This window comes from Jeotgalibacillus alimentarius, assembly GCF_000829445.1.
Classification (GTDB): Bacteria; Bacillota; Bacilli; order Bacillales; family Jeotgalibacillaceae; genus Jeotgalibacillus; species Jeotgalibacillus alimentarius.
This window is the reverse complement of record NZ_JXRQ01000018.1, coordinates 62,212-82,374: the sequence shown is the minus strand read 5'-3', so window position 1 is coordinate 82,374 and position 20,163 is coordinate 62,212. Positions and strand designations below refer to the sequence as shown.

General features: G+C 41.1%; 20 protein-coding genes, 1 riboswitch and 2 other annotated features. Of the genes, 17 read left to right on the top strand and 3 right to left on the bottom strand.

Annotated elements, in window-relative coordinates; translation table 11 throughout:
* The first annotated feature begins 29 nt into the window (after positions 1 to 29).
* The 4 genes from KP77_RS10195 (at position 30) to KP77_RS10180 (ending at position 4,437) form a co-directional block, all read left to right on the top strand.
* Entirely contained in the window at positions 30 to 1,118 is a 1,089-nt protein-coding gene (locus tag KP77_RS10195; RefSeq protein WP_041122627.1) for a glycosyltransferase, read from the top strand.
* Positions 1,115 to 2,587, top strand: coding sequence for a phytoene desaturase family protein (locus KP77_RS10190; protein ID WP_041122626.1), 1,473 nt, complete (start codon positions 1,115 to 1,117; stop codon positions 2,585 to 2,587). Before KP77_RS10195 ends, KP77_RS10190 begins: the two co-directional genes overlap by 4 nt.
* A 50-nt stretch (positions 2,588 to 2,637) precedes the next feature.
* Positions 2,638 to 3,714: an undecaprenyldiphospho-muramoylpentapeptide beta-N-acetylglucosaminyltransferase gene (locus KP77_RS10185; protein WP_041122625.1), complete on the top strand. Its 1,077-nt coding sequence runs from the start codon at positions 2,638 to 2,640 to the stop codon at positions 3,712 to 3,714.
* A gap of 75 nt (positions 3,715 to 3,789) precedes the next feature.
* Complete coding sequence (locus KP77_RS10180; RefSeq protein ID WP_041122624.1) at positions 3,790 to 4,437, top strand: SDR family oxidoreductase; 648 nt, start codon at positions 3,790 to 3,792, stop codon at positions 4,435 to 4,437.
* A 32-nt stretch (positions 4,438 to 4,469) separates the two neighbouring features.
* Here KP77_RS10180 and KP77_RS10175 read toward each other — a convergent pair whose 3' ends face one another.
* Complete coding sequence (locus KP77_RS10175) at positions 4,470 to 5,021, bottom strand: GNAT family N-acetyltransferase (RefSeq protein ID WP_041122623.1); 552 nt, start codon at positions 5,019 to 5,021, stop codon at positions 4,470 to 4,472.
* A gap of 292 nt (positions 5,022 to 5,313) precedes the next feature.
* Positions 5,314 to 6,435: an amidohydrolase gene (locus KP77_RS10170; protein WP_041122622.1), complete on the bottom strand. Its 1,122-nt coding sequence runs from the start codon at positions 6,433 to 6,435 to the stop codon at positions 5,314 to 5,316.
* 151 nt (positions 6,436 to 6,586) lie between these two features.
* A riboswitch (FMN riboswitch) is annotated at positions 6,587 to 6,721 on the top strand.
* A 118-nt stretch (positions 6,722 to 6,839) separates the two neighbouring features.
* Between KP77_RS10170 and ribD the strand changes: the two genes are divergently transcribed.
* The 5 genes from ribD (at position 6,840) to KP77_RS10140 (ending at position 11,836) form a co-directional block, all read left to right on the top strand.
* Positions 6,840 to 7,934, top strand: coding sequence for a bifunctional diaminohydroxyphosphoribosylaminopyrimidine deaminase/5-amino-6-(5-phosphoribosylamino)uracil reductase RibD (gene ribD / locus KP77_RS10160; RefSeq protein WP_152614715.1), 1,095 nt, complete (start codon positions 6,840 to 6,842; stop codon positions 7,932 to 7,934).
* Positions 7,935 to 8,570 carry a riboflavin synthase gene (gene ribE / locus KP77_RS10155; protein ID WP_041122619.1) on the top strand — a complete coding sequence of 212 codons (636 nt, stop codon included), beginning with the start codon at positions 7,935 to 7,937 and terminating at the stop codon, positions 8,568 to 8,570.
* Positions 8,571 to 8,589: 19 nt separating this feature from the next.
* The gene (locus tag KP77_RS10150; protein WP_041122618.1) at positions 8,590 to 9,783 is read left to right on the top strand and encodes a bifunctional 3,4-dihydroxy-2-butanone-4-phosphate synthase/GTP cyclohydrolase II; all 1,194 of its coding nucleotides are present in this window, start codon (positions 8,590 to 8,592) and stop codon (positions 9,781 to 9,783) included.
* A 12-nt stretch (positions 9,784 to 9,795) separates the two neighbouring features.
* The gene (ribH, locus tag KP77_RS10145) at positions 9,796 to 10,266 is read left to right on the top strand and encodes a 6,7-dimethyl-8-ribityllumazine synthase (protein ID WP_041122617.1); all 471 of its coding nucleotides are present in this window, start codon (positions 9,796 to 9,798) and stop codon (positions 10,264 to 10,266) included.
* 280 nt (positions 10,267 to 10,546) lie between these two features.
* Positions 10,547 to 11,836 (top strand): NCS2 family permease, encoded by a 1,290-nt coding sequence (locus tag KP77_RS10140; RefSeq protein ID WP_041122616.1) that lies wholly within the window; start codon positions 10,547 to 10,549, stop codon positions 11,834 to 11,836.
* A 60-nt stretch (positions 11,837 to 11,896) separates the two neighbouring features.
* Here KP77_RS10140 and KP77_RS10135 read toward each other — a convergent pair whose 3' ends face one another.
* Entirely contained in the window at positions 11,897 to 12,172 is a 276-nt protein-coding gene (locus KP77_RS10135; protein ID WP_041122615.1) for a hypothetical protein, read from the bottom strand.
* Positions 12,173 to 12,257: 85 nt separating this feature from the next.
* On the opposite strand from KP77_RS10135, the gene dapF reads away from it, so the two are divergent.
* The 8 genes from dapF to trpA all read left to right on the top strand — a co-directional run bounded on the left by dapF (position 12,258) and on the right by trpA (position 20,153).
* The gene (gene dapF / locus KP77_RS10130) at positions 12,258 to 13,244 is read left to right on the top strand and encodes a diaminopimelate epimerase (RefSeq protein ID WP_041122614.1); all 987 of its coding nucleotides are present in this window, start codon (positions 12,258 to 12,260) and stop codon (positions 13,242 to 13,244) included.
* Positions 13,245 to 13,329: 85 nt separating this feature from the next.
* Positions 13,330 to 13,559 (top strand) — a binding site (T-box leader).
* Positions 13,560 to 13,584: 25 nt separating this feature from the next.
* Positions 13,585 to 13,770: a binding site (T-box leader), on the top strand.
* Between the two features lie 51 nt (positions 13,771 to 13,821).
* Entirely contained in the window at positions 13,822 to 15,213 is a 1,392-nt protein-coding gene (gene trpE / locus KP77_RS10125) for an anthranilate synthase component I (protein WP_041122613.1), read from the top strand.
* Complete coding sequence (locus KP77_RS10120) at positions 15,210 to 15,791, top strand: anthranilate synthase component II (protein ID WP_041122612.1); 582 nt, start codon at positions 15,210 to 15,212, stop codon at positions 15,789 to 15,791. The genes trpE and KP77_RS10120 overlap by 4 nt, the downstream gene beginning before the upstream one ends.
* Positions 15,792 to 16,811, top strand: a complete 1,020-nt coding sequence (trpD, locus tag KP77_RS10115; protein WP_041122611.1) for an anthranilate phosphoribosyltransferase — start codon at positions 15,792 to 15,794, stop codon at positions 16,809 to 16,811. It begins immediately after the preceding gene.
* A complete protein-coding gene (gene trpC / locus KP77_RS18395; protein WP_041122610.1) occupies positions 16,811 to 17,587 on the top strand; it encodes an indole-3-glycerol phosphate synthase TrpC in 777 nt (258 codons plus the stop codon). The genes trpD and trpC overlap by 1 nt, the downstream gene beginning before the upstream one ends.
* A complete protein-coding gene (locus KP77_RS18390) occupies positions 17,577 to 18,176 on the top strand; it encodes a phosphoribosylanthranilate isomerase (RefSeq protein ID WP_041122609.1) in 600 nt (199 codons plus the stop codon). Before trpC ends, KP77_RS18390 begins: the two co-directional genes overlap by 11 nt.
* Before the next feature lies 1 nt (position 18,177).
* The gene (gene trpB / locus KP77_RS10100; RefSeq protein ID WP_041122608.1) at positions 18,178 to 19,377 is read left to right on the top strand and encodes a tryptophan synthase subunit beta; all 1,200 of its coding nucleotides are present in this window, start codon (positions 18,178 to 18,180) and stop codon (positions 19,375 to 19,377) included.
* Positions 19,377 to 20,153, top strand: coding sequence for a tryptophan synthase subunit alpha (trpA, locus tag KP77_RS10095; protein WP_041122607.1), 777 nt, complete (start codon positions 19,377 to 19,379; stop codon positions 20,151 to 20,153). The genes trpB and trpA overlap by 1 nt, the downstream gene beginning before the upstream one ends.
* Positions 20,154 to 20,163 lie beyond the last annotated feature (10 nt).

Here is a 20,163-nt window from a genome sequence, read left to right as displayed (position 1 = left end):
GAAAGCCGGAAATCGAAAGAAGGCTGAAAATGATTATTTACATATTTATTCTGCTATTGTTTTTATTCGTTACCATCATCAATATTTTTACGATGCCACGTTTGAAAAAAGCTGTTGAAAATGAATCTTCTAAAGTATCATTTCTGATTCCTATGAGAAATGAGGAGAAAAATGTCAAAGGGGTCATCGATTCTGTTTTGCGCTCTGATTATCTCAACCGGGAAGTCATTGTACTGAATGACCAGTCTGAGGATCGGACCGCTGAGATTCTATCATCATACGGGGATAGCATCAAAGTGATGAATGGAAGACCGTTACCTGAAAATTGGGTTGGTAAAGTACATGCATGTCATCAGTTAAGCAAAGAGGCAAATGGTGATTTCCTTTGTTTCGTAGATGCTGATCTCAGGCTGGATCAACGAGCTGTTTCACGGGCCTTATATTTATTAAAAAAGAAAAATGCGGCACTGATAACCGGGTTTCCAAAGTTTCCGGCTCATTCTTTTTTAGCAAAACTGCTCGTGCCTCTTCAGCATTTCTTCGTGTTCTTTCATCTGCCTAACTTTATGGCTAATTACACAACACTGCCTGCATTTACTGCTGCACATGGTGCTTTTATGTTGTTTGAAAAAGAAGCGTACTTCAAGTCGAGTGGACATGAATCGGTTAAAAGTTCTCTGGTTGAAGATATACATATTACAAGACACCTTAAAAGTGAAGGCTATACATGTATTTTAAGCAATGTATCAAGTCATATAACATGTGATATGTATGAGACGAATAGTGAAGTTTGGGAAGGGTTTAGTAAGAACATTTTTACTGGACTCGGCAGGAATGTACCTGCTGCTGTAGCCGTTTCGGTATTTTACTTGTGTTTTTACTTTTTACCATTACCGCTTGCGATCACAGGTATCTTGGTCGAAAACTATATGTGGATTGTTCCGCTGATGATCGTTTTCCTGCAGGTTTTTGTGATTGACCTTTCAACCGGTCAAACGAAATTTCACTTCCTATATATGCCTCTATCGGCGGTTGCATTAGTGATTTTATTACTGGCTTCAATGAGAAAAAGCTTAACCGGAAAAGGTTATACGTGGAAGGGGAGAACATACAATTGAAGAAAATCAGTATAATTGGCGCAGGACTTGGTGGACTCTCCTGTGGCATCAGACTGCAGTCCAAAGGATTCCAGGTAACAATAATAGAAAAAAATCAACACCCGGGTGGAAAAATGATGCCTGTGGAACTGGGAGACTACCGTTTTGATTTTGGTCCCAATACGATCACGATGCCTTGGGTTTTTAACCGCGTACTAAATGATACAGGTTTTCATTTGAATGATTACCTCACGTTTACGAGACTTGAGAGACATACAAAGAATATATTTCATGATGGTACATCCTTTATCCAGTCAGTGCATGCTGATGAAGTAATCAGTCAGCTGAAAGAACTTGACCCTTATGCTGCATACAGGTACTGGGATTATCTGAAGGTAGTTGAACGCTTGTATAAGCTTTCAGAAGAAGCTTTCTTTCCAAAAGCCATTACTTCATACAAAGACTTTCTGGCTCCTGCGATGTCTAAAGCGTTCTTTTCCGTCCGGCCTTTTGAAAAACTGGCACATTTCAATAAAAAATATTTTTCTAATCCTCACCTGCAGAAAGTTTTTAACCGGTATGCCACTTACATCGGCTCTTCTCCATATCAGACACCGGCCACTTTTTCCATGATTGCTTATCTTGAAATGATATCAGGTGTGTATACAGTGAAAGGTGGAAACACACAAATAGCTAAGTCATATGAGGAAGTCTTTAAAAAGCTTGGCGGTGAAATCATTTACGGTGAAACCGCTGTAGAAATATGTATAAAAGATCAAACCGCCTATGCAGTAAAAACTGATTCAGGTGCTCTATATGAGTTTGATCGTCTTGTCATAAATGGGGACTACGTGACTTCAACCAGAAATCTGATTAAAGAATCTGATAGAAAAGGACTTTCTAATCGTAAACTTGATCAATACGAACCCTCGATATCAGCTTTTGTTATTTTAGCAGGCTTAAAAACATACCAGCCAGATATTCATCATCACCAGGTATACTTTCCTGAAGATTATCAAAAGGAATTTGAAGATATTTTTACTTACAAAAGGTTTCCTGAAGACCCTACCATCTATATCAGCCACAGCGCTTATACCGATCAATCGGTATCAAAAGGAAGTAATTTATTCATTTTAGTCAATGCGCCTGCTGCTTCTATAGAATCAGTGGAGAGTTATAAGAAAAAGATTTACCGCATACTTGAAAGTAAAGGGATCCCAATCAGTGAACAGCTCGAAGTGGAAAAAGTGTTTACACCTGATACACTGAAATCGATGTTTAAAGCTTATAAAGGATCTATTTACGGTCTATCGTCCAATTCAATGAAAGATGCGTTTTTAAGACCTGGAAATAAGAGTAAATATGTTAAACACTTATACTACACCGGTGGGTCCACCCACCCGGGCGGAGGCTCACCGATGGTTGTGATGAGTGGGATGAATGTGGCGGATTCAATCATTTCTGATATCGGCTCTTTCCGTTTCGAATGAATCAGGTATAATAGGAACGTAATGAATTTTTAGATTGGAGTCACAGACAAATGAAGAAGATTTTATTCACCGGAGGCGGCTCTGCTGGTCATGTATCAGTTAATACAGCTCTCATACCTGAATTTATGAAAAACAACTGGCAGGTTTCTTATATAGGGTCACACGATGGGATTGAAAAAGATATTATTACAAAGAAATTCCCTGAAGTTCCTTACTACGGGATATCAAGCGGGAAATTGAGACGATATTTTTCAATGAAAAATTTTACTGATCCGTTCAAAGTGCTTGCTGGAACAGTTCAGGCGTTTGTAAAAATTAAAAAAATTAAACCGGATGTAATCTTTTCTAAAGGTGGATTTGTTTCTGTACCGGTTTTGCTTGCGGCGAAACTTGCAGGCGTTCCTGTTGCCATCCATGAATCCGATGTCACACCCGGGCTTGCAAATAAGCTGGCAATGCCATTTGCCACAAAGATTTATACGACCTTTCAGGATACCCTGCAATATGTTCCGAAAGAGAAGTCTACTTGTGCAGGTGCCATTATCAGAGAAGAATTATTTGCCGGAGCCAGAGAGAAAGGAATTGCTTTTTCAGGGATTGATCAGACTAAACCGGTTATTCTCGTAATGGGTGGCAGCCTGGGGGCAAAAGGGATCAATGCTACAGTCCGAAGTGCACTTCCTGAATTGACTCAGCATTATTCCATTATTCATTTATGTGGGAAGGGAAATAAGGTTGATCATCATAACCCTGATTACATACAGTATGAGTTTGTTTCTGATGAACTTCCGGACCTGATAGCAGCAGCAGATCTGGTTATTTCAAGAGCCGGTTCTAATTCTATTTTCGAGTTTTTAGCATTGAAAAAGCCGATGATACTGATCCCGCTTTCGAAAGAGGCAAGCAGGGGAGATCAGATACTCAATGCCGACTCTTTTGTGCAGCAGGGCTTTGCATTAAAGCTTGAAGAAGAAAACCTGACTGAAGAAACGCTTCTTACAGCAGTCAGACAGCTGAGAGATCAGCAGTGGTCGATGATCGAAAAAATGGATGATGCACCACCTTCTTATACAATTACTCAGATGGCTGAAGAAATAACCATGCTTTCAAAAAAAAGCGGACAGTAGTCCGTTTTTTTGTTTACCCTTTTAAGAACGGGGAAAAGCATACCATTCAACTATTAATGTATGGAGGTTTTTTCTATGGATGTATTAGTAATAGGGGCAAATGGAACAACCGGCAGACTGACTGTTGATCTACTTGCAAAAAGAAATAAATATTATGCCAGAGGGATGGTCAGGAAAGAAGACCAGTTTGAAGAAATTGAAAAGCTGGGAGGACTTCCTGTTAAAGGAGACCTTGAAGGTGACTTTGAGCAGGCCTTTGATGAGGTGGATGCAGTCATTTTTGCAGCGGGTTCCGGAGGCCATACAGGGCCGGATAAGACAAAAGCGGTTGATGAAGAAGGTGCAATTAAAGCCATTGACCTGGCTGTTCAAAAAGGCATCAGTAAATTTGTCATGCTGAGTGCGATCGGTGCTGGAGATCTGACTTCAATGGATATTCCTGAAGACATGGAAGATTATTACCTTGCAAAACAAGCAGCTGACCGGCACCTTGAAAAGAGTGGACTTAATTATACGATTGTAAGACCGGGGCTATTAACCGACAATAGTGGAACCGGTAAGATCAGAGCTGCCGAAGTATTAGAAAACCGCAATGGAGAGATTACTCGAAGCGATGTAGCAAAAGTGCTTGTTGCTGCACTTGAGCACGAAAATCTGAATAACAGAGCAGTTGAGATTTTAAATGATGAAGAAGATTTAATGACTGCCTTAAATAGAGTATAGAAAAAAGCCGGATCATCATCGATCCGGCTTTTTTATGCTTCTAGAGCATCTTCAGTTTCATTATGCTGGCGCATATGGACAAGCGTATATAAGTCTTTTGAAATCACATATAGATTAAAAACATTTTCGTCTTTATTAATTTCTTCATAAAGAGACTGATTTGTTTCATTGGCTGATACAACATAAGGCAGTTTTTCTGCAGCTTTTTGTGAGCGCAGATTTGTCTTACGGATTCTCAGATAAACATTTTCAATACCAAGTTCATAAAAAAGCTCGTCAAAAAAAGCTTCTTTTGCTGATTGATTATACCCAAGGCCATGATAGGGCTTGCCGAGCCATGTACCAAGAAACCCGCTATTATTTTGCACGTCAAATAAACTGATCGTTCCTGCAGGGTTTCCCCATTCATCAATAATTGTACGTGAAATCACTTCTCCACGTTCTTCGGCTTCAATCATTTGTTTAATCATAAACATCAATTCTTCTGAAGATGATGCTTTTTGTCTGACATATGGGTATACTTCTGGATGCGTCATTAAGTCAAATAGCGCCTGGCTTTCATGTACGTCACGCTTTTTTATCATGGTGGTGCCCTCCTCAAAAGGGCAGTATCCTGACAGGACCTGAAGAACACCACCCTCGAAATTTTTCATTGCGTTCATAAAAAATTTCGGGGTGGGAATCGAACCCACTAGAACCAGCGTGACGCTGGTGGCGCACCATTTGCCTTCCCTCCATAAAAGACTCATATATGACAGTCTTATGGCATCATTGTATTGTTAACTTATTCAGTTACGTCTACATCTTTGCAATTAAATCATACAAAATTATGAGCACTTTGAGAATAGTTTTTTTGCCTTATTTAAAAAATATTTTTTACTTTTGATAGACGATTTCACCCTTAATCATCGTAAACACAGGGGACGCCATAAAATGAAGCGGATGCTCACTCCACAGGACCAGATCAGCATCCTTACCCGGCTCAATACTGCCCAGCTTTTCTTCCATCCCAAGGTTGCGTGCAGGGTTAATTGTAATGGCTTCGAGTGCAGCCTGAATCGACAATCCTTCCCGTACAGCAATCGCTGCGCAGACGTTTAAATATTGAATTGGAGTATAAGGGTGATCAGTAGTGATAGATACTTCCACTCCGGCATCAGATAGAATCTGATATGTCTTCCAGGATTTATTTCTCAATTCCACTTTAGACTTTCTGGTAAATGTTGGCCCCACACATACTTTGGCGCCGGATCTTTTTACTTCTTCAGTAATTAAATGACCTTCAGTACAGTGTTCTATCCGCAAATCCAGATTAAATTCTTCAGCAAGTCTGATCGCTGTCACAATATCGTCTGCACGGTGAGCGTGAATTCTGACAGGTATTTCTCTGCCAAGTGCTTTTTGTAAGGCACTGAGTCTCAAATCATTCGTCCCATCAAAATTCTTCGCCAGATAAAGCTGCTCTCTTAACATCCCCATAATGCCCATTCTGGTAATTGAATCATTAGAGCCGTTTGAATGCATTCTTTTTGGATTTTCACCTAAAGCCATTTTTAATCCTGACTCAGGGTTAACAATCATCGACTGGACGGTCTTACCGTTAGTTTTAATAATTGCTGTAATGCCGCCGATCACATTTGCACTCCCTGGAAGAATATTCACAGTCGTTACACCATGAGACCTGGCATTAAAAAACCCTTCATCTAAGGGGTATACACCATCTATTGCTCTGATGTGCGGTGTCATCGGTTCAATCGATTCATTTGCATCATTACCTGCCCAGCCTGTTCCCTCATCGTAAAGCCCGAGGTGAGTATGAACATCAATTAAACCAGGCGTTAAGTGCTGTCCTGAGCAATCAATTATTTTGGCATCTTCATGCCCCTTAATTGTTTCACTAACTTCTTTAATGATGCCATTCTCGATTAAGACATCTCCATATTGGATCATTTGTGAAGTAATTGGATATACGACTGCATCTTTTAATAATATTTTCATGAAAGCAGCCCCCTCGCTGATATATTTATAATCTAATTTTACTTTAAGATTTTACAGGAGAAAAGAATTTTCAGAAACTTTGAGCCAATTGAACACTGTTTCCTTTACAAACTGAAGTCATTTCCGACATAATAGTAAGACAATCGCATATCGTACCTTTCGGGGCAGGGTGAAATTCCCTACCGGCGGTGATGAGCTGATGCTCTTAGTCCGTGACCCGGTGCTACCGGTGGATTTGGTGAAACTCCAAAGCCGACAGTTAAAGTCTGGATGGGAGAAAGGAATTGCGTTTAAATGTATAGCATTAAACGCTTATTTCGTCATGAAAAAACTCCCGTTAATCACGGGAGTTTTTTATTGTATTGATATTTACAGACAAAGGATCCGGCTACAGGAGATGAATAATAATGTATGAAAAATGGATGCAAACTGCAATAAGTCTTGCAGCAGCTGCTCGGGGCCAGACTTCTCCCAACCCTGCTGTGGGCAGTGTAATCGTTAAAGATGGCAGAGTAATTGGAATGGGTGCACATCTCAAAGCAGGCGATGCGCATGCAGAAGTAAACGCACTTCATATGGCCGGCGCTGATGCAGAAGGCGCAACGATATATGTCACGCTTGAACCATGTTCACATTATGGGAAAACGCCACCTTGTGCCGACTTAATCATTGAGAAAAAAATTAAAAAAGCAGTGATTGGAAGTGTGGATCCGAATCCTAAAGTGTCAGGGAATGGAATTCGCAAGCTCCAGCAGGCCGGAATCGAAGTCATTACCGGTATATGCAGCGCGGAGACTGACAGTCTTAATGAATATTTCTTTCATTCAATGATAAATAAAAAGCCATTTGTGACATTAAAAACAGCGATGTCCCTCGATGGTAAGACAGCTACTAAAAATGGCCACAGTATGTGGGTTACTGGACCGAATGCGAGAGAGGATGTACATCTTGACCGTCATCTACATGATGCAATTCTGATCGGGGTTAACACTGTGATTCATGATAACCCGTCCCTGACAGTCAGGTTGACTGAAGGTGGTATATCACCTCACAGGGTCATTCTTGATACACAGCTGTCAATCCCGGGTGATGCGCGCCTTTTACATGATGGTGAAGCACCTGTACTGATCATCTGCGGGAAACATGCTGATCAAGCAAAAGAGGAGCAGCTCTCTTCATTGTATAAAGTAAATGTGTTAAGGCTCAATGCAGAGACCATAGAAATTGAACACGTGCTGAAAGAAATGAACAATCTTGATATTCATTCTGTCTATGTTGAAGGCGGCAGCGAAATTCATGCTTCCTTTATCAGAGAAAAAGCAGTAAACCGGATGATCACTTATATAGCACCAAAGCTGATCACAGGAAAACTTGCTAAAGGGGTAACCGGCGGAGAAGGTATTGACTATATGGATGAAGCTTTTGCAATGACAATTGAAAAGGTTGAAATGATAGGACCTGACATTAAGGTCACAGCGGTACCGAAGGGAGATGAATAAATGTTTACCGGACTAATTGAAGAAGTTGGAACTGTTCATAACCTTCAAAAAGGTAAAAATTCAATGATACTGACGATTGATTGTACAAAAGTCATTGAAGATGCAAAGATCGGTGACAGTATTGCAATTAATGGTGTCTGTCTGACTGTCACGGAGAGATCCGGGAAACAGTTTTCAGTAGATGTCATGCCTGAAACAATGAAGTCTACGACACTGCATGAACTGAAAAAAGGATCTAAAGTAAACCTTGAGAGAGCGATGGCAGCCGGGGGACGATTTGGCGGTCATTTTGTTTCAGGCCACGTTGACGGTACAGGTACGATACAGTCGATGAAAAAAGAAGAAAATGCAATCTATATCTATATTCAGGTACCGTCAGATCTCATGAAATATTTTATGATGAAAGGGTCAGTAGCCGTTGATGGTACATCATTGACAGTGTTTGATGTAACAAAAAATGCATTTATGATTTCCCTGATCCCTCAAACTGCTGACGACACGATCATTGCTTCAAAGTCACCTGGAAGTAAGGTAAATATTGAGTGTGATATGATCGCAAAATATGTACAAAACCTGATTCAGCCTGAGCAAAAAGGAATAGATGAATCATACTTAAGAGAAAACGGTTTTATGTGACCAACAGGAGGCATGAGCAATGTTTAACAAAATTGAAGAAGCGTTAGAAGACCTGAGAATTGGCAAGCCGGTCATCGTTGTTGATGATGAAGATAGAGAAAATGAAGGTGACTTTATCGGGCTCTCAGAGAAAGCAACCCCTGAAATGATTAACTTTATGATTACAGAAGGACGCGGTCTTGTCTGTGTGCCAATTACAGAAGAGCGTGCAGATGAGCTGCAGTTAAAACCAATGACAGATACGAATACTGATTCCCATGGGACTGCATTTACTGTCAGTGTTGACCATAAAGATACAACAACGGGGATCAGTGCGCCTGAACGGGCTTTGACAGTCAGAGAATTAATCAATGATGAAGCGAAAGCAGCTGATTTTAAGCGTCCCGGTCATATCTTTCCGCTTGTTGCAAAAAAAGGCGGAGTTCTGAAGAGAGCAGGACATACTGAAGCTGCAGTTGACCTTGCAATGTTAAGTGGTTCTAAACCATCAGGAGTGATCTGTGAAATCATCAATGAAGATGGCACGATGGCGAGGGTCCCTGAGTTACAGGAAATCGCGAAAAAGTTTGATCTGAAGTTAATTACAATTGAGGACTTAATTGCTTTTAGAAGAACAAAAGAACAGCTGGTAAAAAAAGAAGTTGAGACATTTATGCCGACAGAATTTGGTGAATTTAATGCAGTCGCTTATACTGAAATTTTAACGGGGCAGGAACACGTTGCACTTGTTAAAGGGGACATTAAAGCGGGCGAACCGGTTCTGGTCAGAGTTCATTCCGAATGTCTGACAGGAGATGTTTTCGGATCAAACCGCTGTGACTGTGGACCTCAGTTATATGCAGCTTTATCCCAAATTGAACGGGAAGGCAACGGGATATTACTTTATATGAGACAGGAAGGCCGCGGAATAGGTCTTGTTAATAAGCTGAAAGCCTATAAGCTTCAGGAAGAGGGACTTGATACTGTAGAAGCAAATCATAAGCTCGGATTTGCAGCTGACTTGAGAGACTATGGAATCGGGGCACAGATCTTAAAAGATCTCGGCGTTACCAAAATGCGTCTCCTCACAAATAATCCGAGAAAAATTGCAGGTGTCAGAGGTTACGGTCTTGAAGTGACAGACAGAGTGGCTATCCAGATGCCTACAAAAGAACAAAATGCAAAATATTTAGAAACAAAAAAATCTAAACTTGGACACATGCTGAATCTTTAGGAGGAATAAAACATGAAAAAAGTATATGAAGGACATTTATCAGGATCAGGATTAAAAGTGGCAATTGTAGTCAGCCGATTCAATGAATTTATTACAGGAAAACTGCTCAGCGGTGCAGAAGACGCACTAAAGAGACAAGGTGTAGAAGAGGCGGATGTATCAGTAGCGTGGGTGCCGGGTGTTTTTGAAATTCCTGTAGTCGCACAACGCCTTGCAAAATCGGGTAAATATGATGCAGTCATTACGCTTGGCACAGTGATCAGAGGTGCAACACCTCACTTTGAATATGTGAGCAGCGAAGTATCAAAAGGAGTTGCTAAAATCGCCCTTGATGAAGGAATGCCCGTCATTTTCGGCGTGCTGACAACAGATACAATTGAGCAGGCAATTGAAAGAGCAGGTACGAAAGCCGGCAATAAAGGCTGGGAAGCTGCAACTGCAGCCATTGAAATGGCCAGCCTTTTTAAAAGAATGGACGTATAACAAACATAACTTATACATTGCTGTCAATTTTTAAAGGTCATATAGTGATTGCTGTCCTTTAAAGTGCATGCAGCTTATGACACTGACTCCTAGTCGATCAGCGACCATTATCGCGCTGTCATCAGGAATTGAAATGTGAGACCGGGAAATTGATCCCGGTTTATTTTTTAATCTGAAAGGATGACAGAATGTAATGTTCATCGTATAATTAACTCTTGTGGCTCGCCGGATTTCGGTATGAGCGGGTAGGGAGAGGGCGCTTGCAAAGGCAGGCTATATAATGAAATCAGGAGGATTTTTTGAGTTAGAACAACATGGTACTTCAGTTAAGAAAGAAGTAACCGCAGGCATCATTGGATTTTTCACGATCGTGTACATTGTTGCAGTCAATGCACTGATCCTGTCAGAATCCGGAATGCCATTTGAAGGAGCTGTCATAGCAACCATTGCAGTGAGTGCATTGGGATGTATACTGATGGCAGTGATTGGAAAGGCACCAATCATACTTGTTCCCGGAATGGGGATCAATGCGATGTTTACTTATACATTGGTGCAATCAATGGGGTTTACATGGCAGGAAGCATTAACAATCGTCACAATTTCAGGTTTACTGTTTGTAGTAGTAGCTTTTACAAAATTGTCAGGCGTACTGAGTGAAGCAATTCCTCAGTCATTGAAAGATGCCATCACAGTAGGACTCGGTTTTTTCCTTTTACTGATTGGACTTGAAAAAGGGGCATTGGTTATACAGGGGGAAAATTCTATACTGGCAATTGGGCATTTTAATGAGCCGCAGGCATTTGCAACGATCCTGACGCTCTTATTCGCGCTCGTTCTATTTATTAAAAATGTGCCGGGTCATTTTTTATGGACAATTCTTTTTGGAACAGCACTGGCTTTTGTAATGGGGATCACACCTGACACTGCAGGTAATTCAACGATTACCGCAGATTCTGCTGTCTGGTTTCAGCTGTCATTTGATTCCTGGCTTCAGATCCCATTCTGGATCGGTGTGTTTTCGATGACAATGGTTCTGGTGTTTGAGAATATCGGACTGGTTCATGGACACACTGCATTTATCAAAAGGCCGGAGAAATATTCAGGTGCACTGAGAGCAAATGCAATATCAGCATTTAGCTCTGGACTACTTGGATCAAGTCCGACAGTTTCCACTGTTGAATCAACTGCCGCAATGGCTGCTGGTGGACGGACTGGTTTGACTTCATTGACAGTCGGTGTTTTATTTATCGTTTCAGCTGCATTTATTCCGTATATGGGTTATATACCAGATCATGCGATCGCACCAATCTTAATCATTATCGGGATATTAATGATTCAGCAAATGAGGCATATGAATATGGAGGATTTTACAGAATCAATTCCTTCAATCATGCTGATTGTAATGATCCCATTTACTTACAGTATCGCAGATGGCATAGCAATCGGGTTTGTTCTTTACCCGTTGATGAAATTTGTAACGGGCCGTTGGAAAGAGGTAACGATACCACTTTTAATTATATCAATTTTATTCCTCGTATATTTTGTGCTTCACTTTATGCCGGGGTTATAACTATATACTGAACGTTCAAGAGGACCGTCAATTGACAGTCCTCTTTTTTTAATCAATTCGTTATTCAGCCAGTTCCGGAATGAACTTTTTCTGGATTTTTATATATCTTTTCAGTTCAGCCCCGAGTTTTCCACGTACACCTTTATAAGGCGTAGCAGCTGCAATATGTGCAGGTGAAGGGAAGATGCCAATGTCATTCATGCTGATCTCGACCGGACCTTCATACACCACCTCTTTTAACCACCGGACTTGAACAAGAACGGTGATCATGTAACCTCTGTCGGATTTAGACACCTCCAGCACATCAAATCTGAACTTCACATCTTCCTGATTCATAAATTACCCCCTGACAGTCTGATTGCACGAAAACAGTATTTATGGCATTGTATTTAATACAAAGTTTATTTAAGGAGATGTACAAATGGTATCAGCTATTCAGTCTCACGGCTCTAAAAATCATTTTATCATAATCGATGAAAATGACGCCGGAATCGATATTCATGATCATTTAAGAAAGCAATGGGCGTTGAGTCTATGTCTAAAAACACAGACAGACGGCATATTATATATTTCTGATAGTGAAAAAGCACAAGCAAAAATGAGGGTATTTAACTCAGATGGTTCTGAAGCTTCAATGTGTGGAAATGGGTTAAGATGTGCTGCAAGATATATCGCTGAAAGAGATCAGATTCAGTCATTTAAAGTGGAAACAATGAAGGCAGTCTTACAGGTTGAGCAGGTCGATGAATTGTATGGGAATATTCCTACTTATTCCGTTGAAATTTCACCTATTCTATTTAACCTTGATGATCTTCCGCTATCATTAAATGAAAAATCAAAACTGGTGCTTGAGCCTGTTTCTGATTGGGACAAAGACCTTACATTTACAGCACTGGCTGTCCCTAATCCTCATATCATCACAAATGCCACAGTAGACCAGATCAATTCAGACAGTCAGGAAAAATTGGCATCATCTTTTAACAAAAATAATCCATGGTTCTCTGACGGTGTAAACGTCAGTTATGTCGTTGAACTTTCTGATGGGGAGTTTTTTGTCAGAACATACGAGCGCGGGGTCGGGTTCACAAATGCCTGTGGAACAGCAATGTCATCATCGAGCCTTGTACAGGTCATTGCAGGCAAGTGGAGAGCCGGTGAACCATTAAATATATTTAACGATGGCGGCAGGGTGAAGTGTGTTGTTCACAAAAAAAATGATGAATTTGATCATATTGACCTGATCGGGAATGCAACATTCACACATCGTTTAACGCTTCAGTTGAAAGAAGATGGAGAGACTTTGATTGAAGAAAGTGTTCAAACCGGTGAAGATAAAATTTATGAACAGATGTCTGCAGCTGCTAAAGACTACCTGAATAATGCTGCTCCGGGACTTAAACTCAGATAAGGTGTTAAGTTCAGAGTGTTGAAAAAATTGCAGTTAAACTGTTGACTTTTTTTCGAATACCCTTTAATATCATCAACAATAACAATGTAACGCAATGAAGGAGAATAGTAACACTTCATTCTTTTCAAGAGAGCTGGTGGCAGGTGAAAACCAGTAAAGAATCAGTGTGAATGGACTCCAGAGCACCGGTCTGAAAGTTCAGTAGGATCAGGCGGTTCGTCACCGATAGCAGACGGCGCAGACAATTGATCGCGCAATGAGTGGGTTTCTTAATGAAATCAATGAAGGTGGTACCACGGGCTTCCCGTCCTTTTTTACAGGACAGGAAGCTTTTTTATATGGAAAAACGTTGAACAGGAAGAGTATGCAGTGAGCACAGTTAAGAGAGCCTGCGGGTGGTGAGAGCAGGACTGTAGCGCTGACAGAATGGACCTGGGAGTGAATCCGGTTAATGCCCGTTACAGCATCATGAAGAGGGAGCATTGCTCCAACTGAGGTGGCACCGCGGTATTATACCGTCCTCCGTACAGAATGATTTCTGTGCGGAGTTTTTTTATATCTAAAAGAGGTGAGAAAGTTGAGAACAGAAGAGATGAGCTATGCAGTAAAAAAAGTAATGGGAGATTCACTGACCCCAATTTCAATTTTTCAGAGTGTAAAAGGCAGAAAAAAATGTCTGCTTGAGAGCTCTTTAAAGCATGAGGAATCAGGGCGCTATTCTTTTATCGCTGCAGATCCATTCGCAGAACTGAAAGGAATAAACGGTGAAACAGTTGTAGCAACTGAAAACAGTGTGCAGGAGGTTTCTCAAAAGCCGATCGCACATCTGAAGGAACTATTAAAAATGTATGATATACAGTCTGATGAAAGTCCGGTGGCCGGCGGAGCAATTGGTTATATCGGATATGATGAAGCAGCTTCTTATGAAAATATCGGGCAGACACCTGATGACCAGCTGGCCATGCCTGATACACACCTGATGTTTTACAGTACGATCATCAGTTATGACCATAAGAAACATGAAATAACCGTTTTCAAGTTTGATCCTGAGCGTAAGATGTCGCATTCAGCGCTTGAAAGCGACATAGATGATGTGATCAGCCAGGTTTTTGACTTCAGCAGTATTAATCCTCAGCCTGAACAGACAGAAGTTTTGCAGTATGAGTCTAATATGGATCGGAAACGATACGAAAAGTATGTCGAGGAAGCAAAGGAATATATCCGTGCAGGTGATATCTTTCAGGTTGTCCTGTCACAAAGGTTAAGCGCACCTTTTAACGGATCACCCTTTTCTTTTTACAGAAACCTGAGAAAAGATAACCCTTCACCATATATGTTTTATATTGATTTTGAAGATTACATTGTCCTCGGTGCCTCACCGGAAAGTCTGATTAAAGTGGATGGCAGCACAGTCACGACTAATCCTATTGCAGGAACGCGTAAACGTGGACGTACGGAAGAGGAAGATACCAGCCTTGCAGAAGAACTGCTGAGTGATGAAAAAGAGTGCGCCGAACATAAAATGCTTGTAGACCTTGGCAGAAATGATCTTGGCAGAGTATGTGAGACAGGGTCCATTTCACTTTCTAAATTCATGGTAATCGAAAGATATCAGCATGTGATGCATATTGTCTCTGAAGTAAAGGGTACGCTAAAGCCGGAAATTGACCCATTAGATGCATTAGTAGCAGCACTGCCCGCAGGAACCGTATCCGGCGCACCTAAGATTCGTGCGATGCAGCTGATCAATCAATTCGAGCCTGTTAAAAGAGGGGTATATGCGGGTGCAGTCGGTTATGCAGGTTTTAATGGATCAATGGATTTCGCACTCGCAATCAGAACAATGGTCATTAAAGATCAGACCGCACACGTTCAGGCTGGAGCAGGAATTGTTTATGATTCGATTCCTGAAAATGAATATGAAGAAACGATTAATAAAGCAAAATCGCTGCTGGAGGTGGGACGATGATTGTACTAATTGATAATTACGACTCGTTCACTTATAACCTTTATCAGTATTTGAATGAATATGATGAGGTAAATGTTTTAAGAAATGATGCATTTACCATAGAAGAGCTGAGAGACATGAATCCTGATTGTATCGTGATTTCCCCGGGTCCCGGTCACCCGGATGATGCCGGGAAATGCATAGAGGTCATTCAGAAGCTGGGAAGAGATATTCCGATTATCGGAATCTGCCTTGGTCATCAGGCGATAGGCGCAGCCTATGGCGGGAACGTAATCAGGGCAAAAAATATTATGCATGCAAAGGAATCACTGATCGATCATTCAAGAGCAGATATTTTCGGTGATAAAAAGCAGATCAGTGTGATGAGATATCATTCACTCGTTATTGAAAAAAGCAGTCTTCCTGACTGTCTGGAGCCAATTGCTTACTCTAATGATGATCATGAATTGATGGGCGTTATTCATAACGAGCACCCTGTACTCGGATTGCAATTTCACCCGGAATCAATCGGTACTGAGGAAGGCAAAGAGTTGTTAAAGCAGTGCACTGATTTTATTACAGCGAAGGAGAGAGTCTAGATGAGAAAGTTTATTGAGTTAGCTGAGCAGAGAATTCATTTAACCGAAACGGAAATGATTGAGGCTGGGAGATGTATGTTTGATACAGAGACACCCCAGGAAGATATTCAGCAATTTTTGCTTGCGTTAAAAGAAAAAGGAGAAACTTCCGATGAGATCAGCGGTCTTGTCAGAGCTGTAAAAGAAATTGCAGGAACTTATGAAACGACGGCTGAGAATATTATTGATAATTGCGGTACTGGAGGAGACGGTTCACAGAGTTTTAATATCAGCACCTGTGCAGCATTTGTAATCTCCGGTGCAGGAATTCCGGTAGCAAAACACGGCAACCGCAGTATTTCCAGTAAAACCGGCAGCGCTGACGTACTTGAACACCTTGGTGTCAGACTGGACTTTAATAAAGATGAAATGAAGGAATTACTTGATGAGCATCACATCACTTTCTTATTTGCGCCACATGTGCATAGCGGCATTAAAAATGTCATGAAAGCGAGAAAAGCACTTGGTGTGCCTACGATATTCAACCTGATCGGCCCTCTTACAAACCCGGTACAGTTATCATCACAGATGATTGGTATTTATCAAAGAGACATGATTCATACCATGGCACTGGCAATGAAAAAAACAGGACGTAAAAGAGGTGTCGTACTCAACGGGGCAGGACATATGGATGAGGCTTCATTAGCAGGGACAAATTATCTTGCACTTCTTGAAGATGATCAAATCAAAGAGTTTACGCTTCATCCGGAAGACCTTGGGTTATCTGTTATTCCTAATGAAGATATTAAAGGCGGAGATTCCGTAGAGAATGCAAAAATTCTGCTATCAGTTTTATCCGGCGAAGATTCAGTCTATCGTCAGACAGTCGTATTGAATGCAGGGATTGCATTATTTGCCGCAGGTAAAACATCTTCTATCAAAGATGGGATCAAAGAAGCAGAAAAAAGTATTGATTCAAAAGCAGCTTTAAACAAGTTAAATAAACTCATAGAATTCAGTCAGAAGAAAGCGGTGGTCTAATGACAATCCTGGATAAAATTATTGAAAAGAAAAAAGAAGAATTGAAAGCTGATACTGCTGTTTACTCAACTGAAGGAATTAAACCACTGCCGTTTCGAATTGGACAGCACGAAAAAATGAGTATTATCGCAGAAATTAAAAGAGCTTCCCCTTCAAAAGGACTGATTAATCCGGATATAAATCCCGTATCACGTGCAAAATTGTATGAGGAAAATGGTGCTTCTGCCATCTCTGTTTTAACAGATGAATCTTTTTTTCAGGGATCATTTGATGACCTGAAAAAAGTTTCTGAAGCTGTTTCTATACCGGTACTATGTAAAGATTTTATGATCGATAAAAGACAGATTGATAAAGCAGCGAACGCAGGCGCGTCCATGATTCTGCTGATCGCAGCAGCATTGTCTGATGACTTAATGAACGAGCTTTATCAATATGCAAAAAGCCTGAATTTGACTGTTCTGACAGAAGTGCATAATGAAGAGGAATTACAGCGCGCTCTTCATATAAATGCAGAATTAATCGGTGTGAATAACCGTAATCTGAAGACATTTGAAGTGGATTTAGGTATTAGCGACACGCTTGGACAGACAATCATTCAAAACGGGTTGTCCTTTGTCAGCGAAAGCGGAATTACCTCTGAAAAAGATGCCGTTGCAGCAGCTGAGACAGGAGCATCAGCTGTTCTTGTTGGAGAAGCATTAATGAGAACAGATGCCCCGGGCGAACTATTACAGTCGCTTCAGGTTCCATTAAAGAGTGATACACATGCTCGTTAAAATTTGCGGATTAATGAATAAACAGGACGTCACTGCAGCAGTTGATAGCGGAGCTGATTATCTGGGCTTTGTATTTGCTGACAGTAAGCGGCGGGTAACACCTGAACATGCTGCGCGTATCAGTACTGGTGTTCCTGAACATGTATTAAAGGTTGGGGTATTTGTTAATCCCACAAAAGAAGAAGTTGAGGAAACAGTTCGTGTTGCAAAGCTGGATTTAATTCAGCTTCATGGTGAAGAATCACCTAAGTTCTGTCAAGCGATGCAAAAGCCCGTTATCAAGGCATTCAGCATCCGCAGTGATTCAGATATCAACCAATTTAAAGCTTATGATGTCAAGCATATTCTGACAGACGCACCAGGCGGCAAATATCGCGGCGGAAGTGGTCATACCTTTGACTGGACAGTACTTAAAGGTGGTTCTGCTGAGATCTTTCTGGCAGGAGGACTGACCCCTGAAAATGTGTCAGCAGCAATCCGCGAGACCTCTCCTATTGGTGTGGATGTATCAAGCGGTGTTGAAACAGACGGAAAGAAAGACCATTCAAAAATACATGCGTTTATTAAAGAAGCTAAAAGGAGCTATTAATATGACAACTTATACACAGCCTGATATAAACGGTCAATTCGGTCAGTTTGGCGGCAGATTTGTTCCTGAAACACTGATGCAATCAGTCATTGACCTTGAGAAAGCTTATAAAGAAGCTAAAGCGGATCCTGACTTTAAAAAAGAACTGAATCATTATCTAAAAGATTATGTTGGGAGAGAAACCCCCCTTTATTTTGCAGAAAACCTGACCAAAAAAGTCGGCGGTTCGAAAATCTATTTGAAAAGAGAAGACCTCAATCATACAGGTGCTCATAAGATCAATAATACAATCGGGCAGGCGCTGCTTGCAGTGCGAATGGGTAAAAGAAAAATAGTTGCTGAGACAGGTGCTGGTCAGCATGGTGTTGCAACTGCAACAGTATGTGCGCTTTTAAACCTGGAATGCGTTATTTTTATGGGGGAAGAGGATATCAGAAGGCAGGAGTTAAATGTGTTCCGTATGGAATTGCTTGGGGCAAAGGTGGAATCTGTATCACAAGGCAGTGGAACACTAAAAGATGCCGTGAATGAAGCGATGAGATACTGGGTTGCAAATGTGGAAGACACACATTATATTATCGGTTCTGTACTCGGACCACATCCATTCCCTGAAATGGTGAGAGACTTCCAAAGTGTGATTGGTCACGAAACGAAAGCTCAAATCATTGAAAAGGAAGGGCGTCTTCCTGATGAAATTATTGCCTGCATAGGCGGGGGAAGTAATGCAATCGGAATGTTTTATCCATTTATAGACGATTCAGATGTTTTGCTGACAGGTGTTGAAGCAGCAGGATCCGGTGTTCATACAGATAAGCATGCAGCTACACTGACTGCCGGTGAAGTCGGTATTCTGCATGGCTCGCTCATGTATCTTCTCCAGAATGAGGATGGGCAGATACAGGAAGCTCATTCTATTTCAGCCGGCCTCGACTATCCGGGAGTCGGACCAGAGCATAGTTATCTTCATGAGATTAAGCGGGTATCATATATCTCAATTACTGATAATGAAGCACTCGAAGCCCTGCAGCTTCTCTCTAAAACAGAAGGAATCATTCCTGCTTTAGAAAGTGCCCATGCAGTTTCAGAAGCTGTTAAAAGAGCAAAGAAAGGCGCTGCTGATGACATCATTGTCATTTGTCTGTCAGGGCGTGGAGATAAAGATGTAAATACTGTAAAAGCAGCACTGGAAGGTGAAGAATAATGGGAAAACATGAGATCAGTCAAGCAATTGAGACAGTTAATCAAAGCGGTTCAAAAGCTTTCGTACCTTATATTATGGCAGGTGATCCAACAGTAGATGCACTGAAGGATCAGCTGCTTTTCCTTCAAAACAGCGGGGCAACAGTCATAGAGCTCGGAATTCCGTTTTCAGATCCGGCAGCTGACGGACCAGTCATTCAGGAAGCAGGTAAGAGAGCATTAAAAAATGGTGCTTCATTACATGCTGTACTAAGCGAGCTGCAAAAGATAAAAGACGAAGTAACTGTTCCGATAGTACTGATGACATATATTAATCCTTTATATAAATATGGCCTGGACAGAGTGTTTAACGATATTGAAAAATCAGGCGTATCCGGTTTGATTATTCCTGATCTGCCTTACGAGCAAAACCCACTAATCAGCAACTTTATCAAGCAGACAGATCTAGCCTTGATCCAACTTGTCACACTGACTAGTCCTGATTCAAGAATTAAAATGCTGGCAGAGGCTTCTGAGGGCTTTTTATATGCAGTGTCAGTCACAGGGATTACTGGAGAACGTGCGAATATCAGTGACAGACTTGAAAGCTTTCTCAAACAACTGAAAGCTTACAGTAAAGTGCCTGTGCTTGCCGGCTTTGGTATTTCGACACCTGAACAGGTAAAAGAAGTGGCATCTTACGGTGACGGCGTCATTGTAGGAAGTAAAATCGTTGACCTTCAATATAAAAATCAGCAGAAAGATATTGAATCACTGATTCATGCTGCTGTGAAATAATCTTCACCAA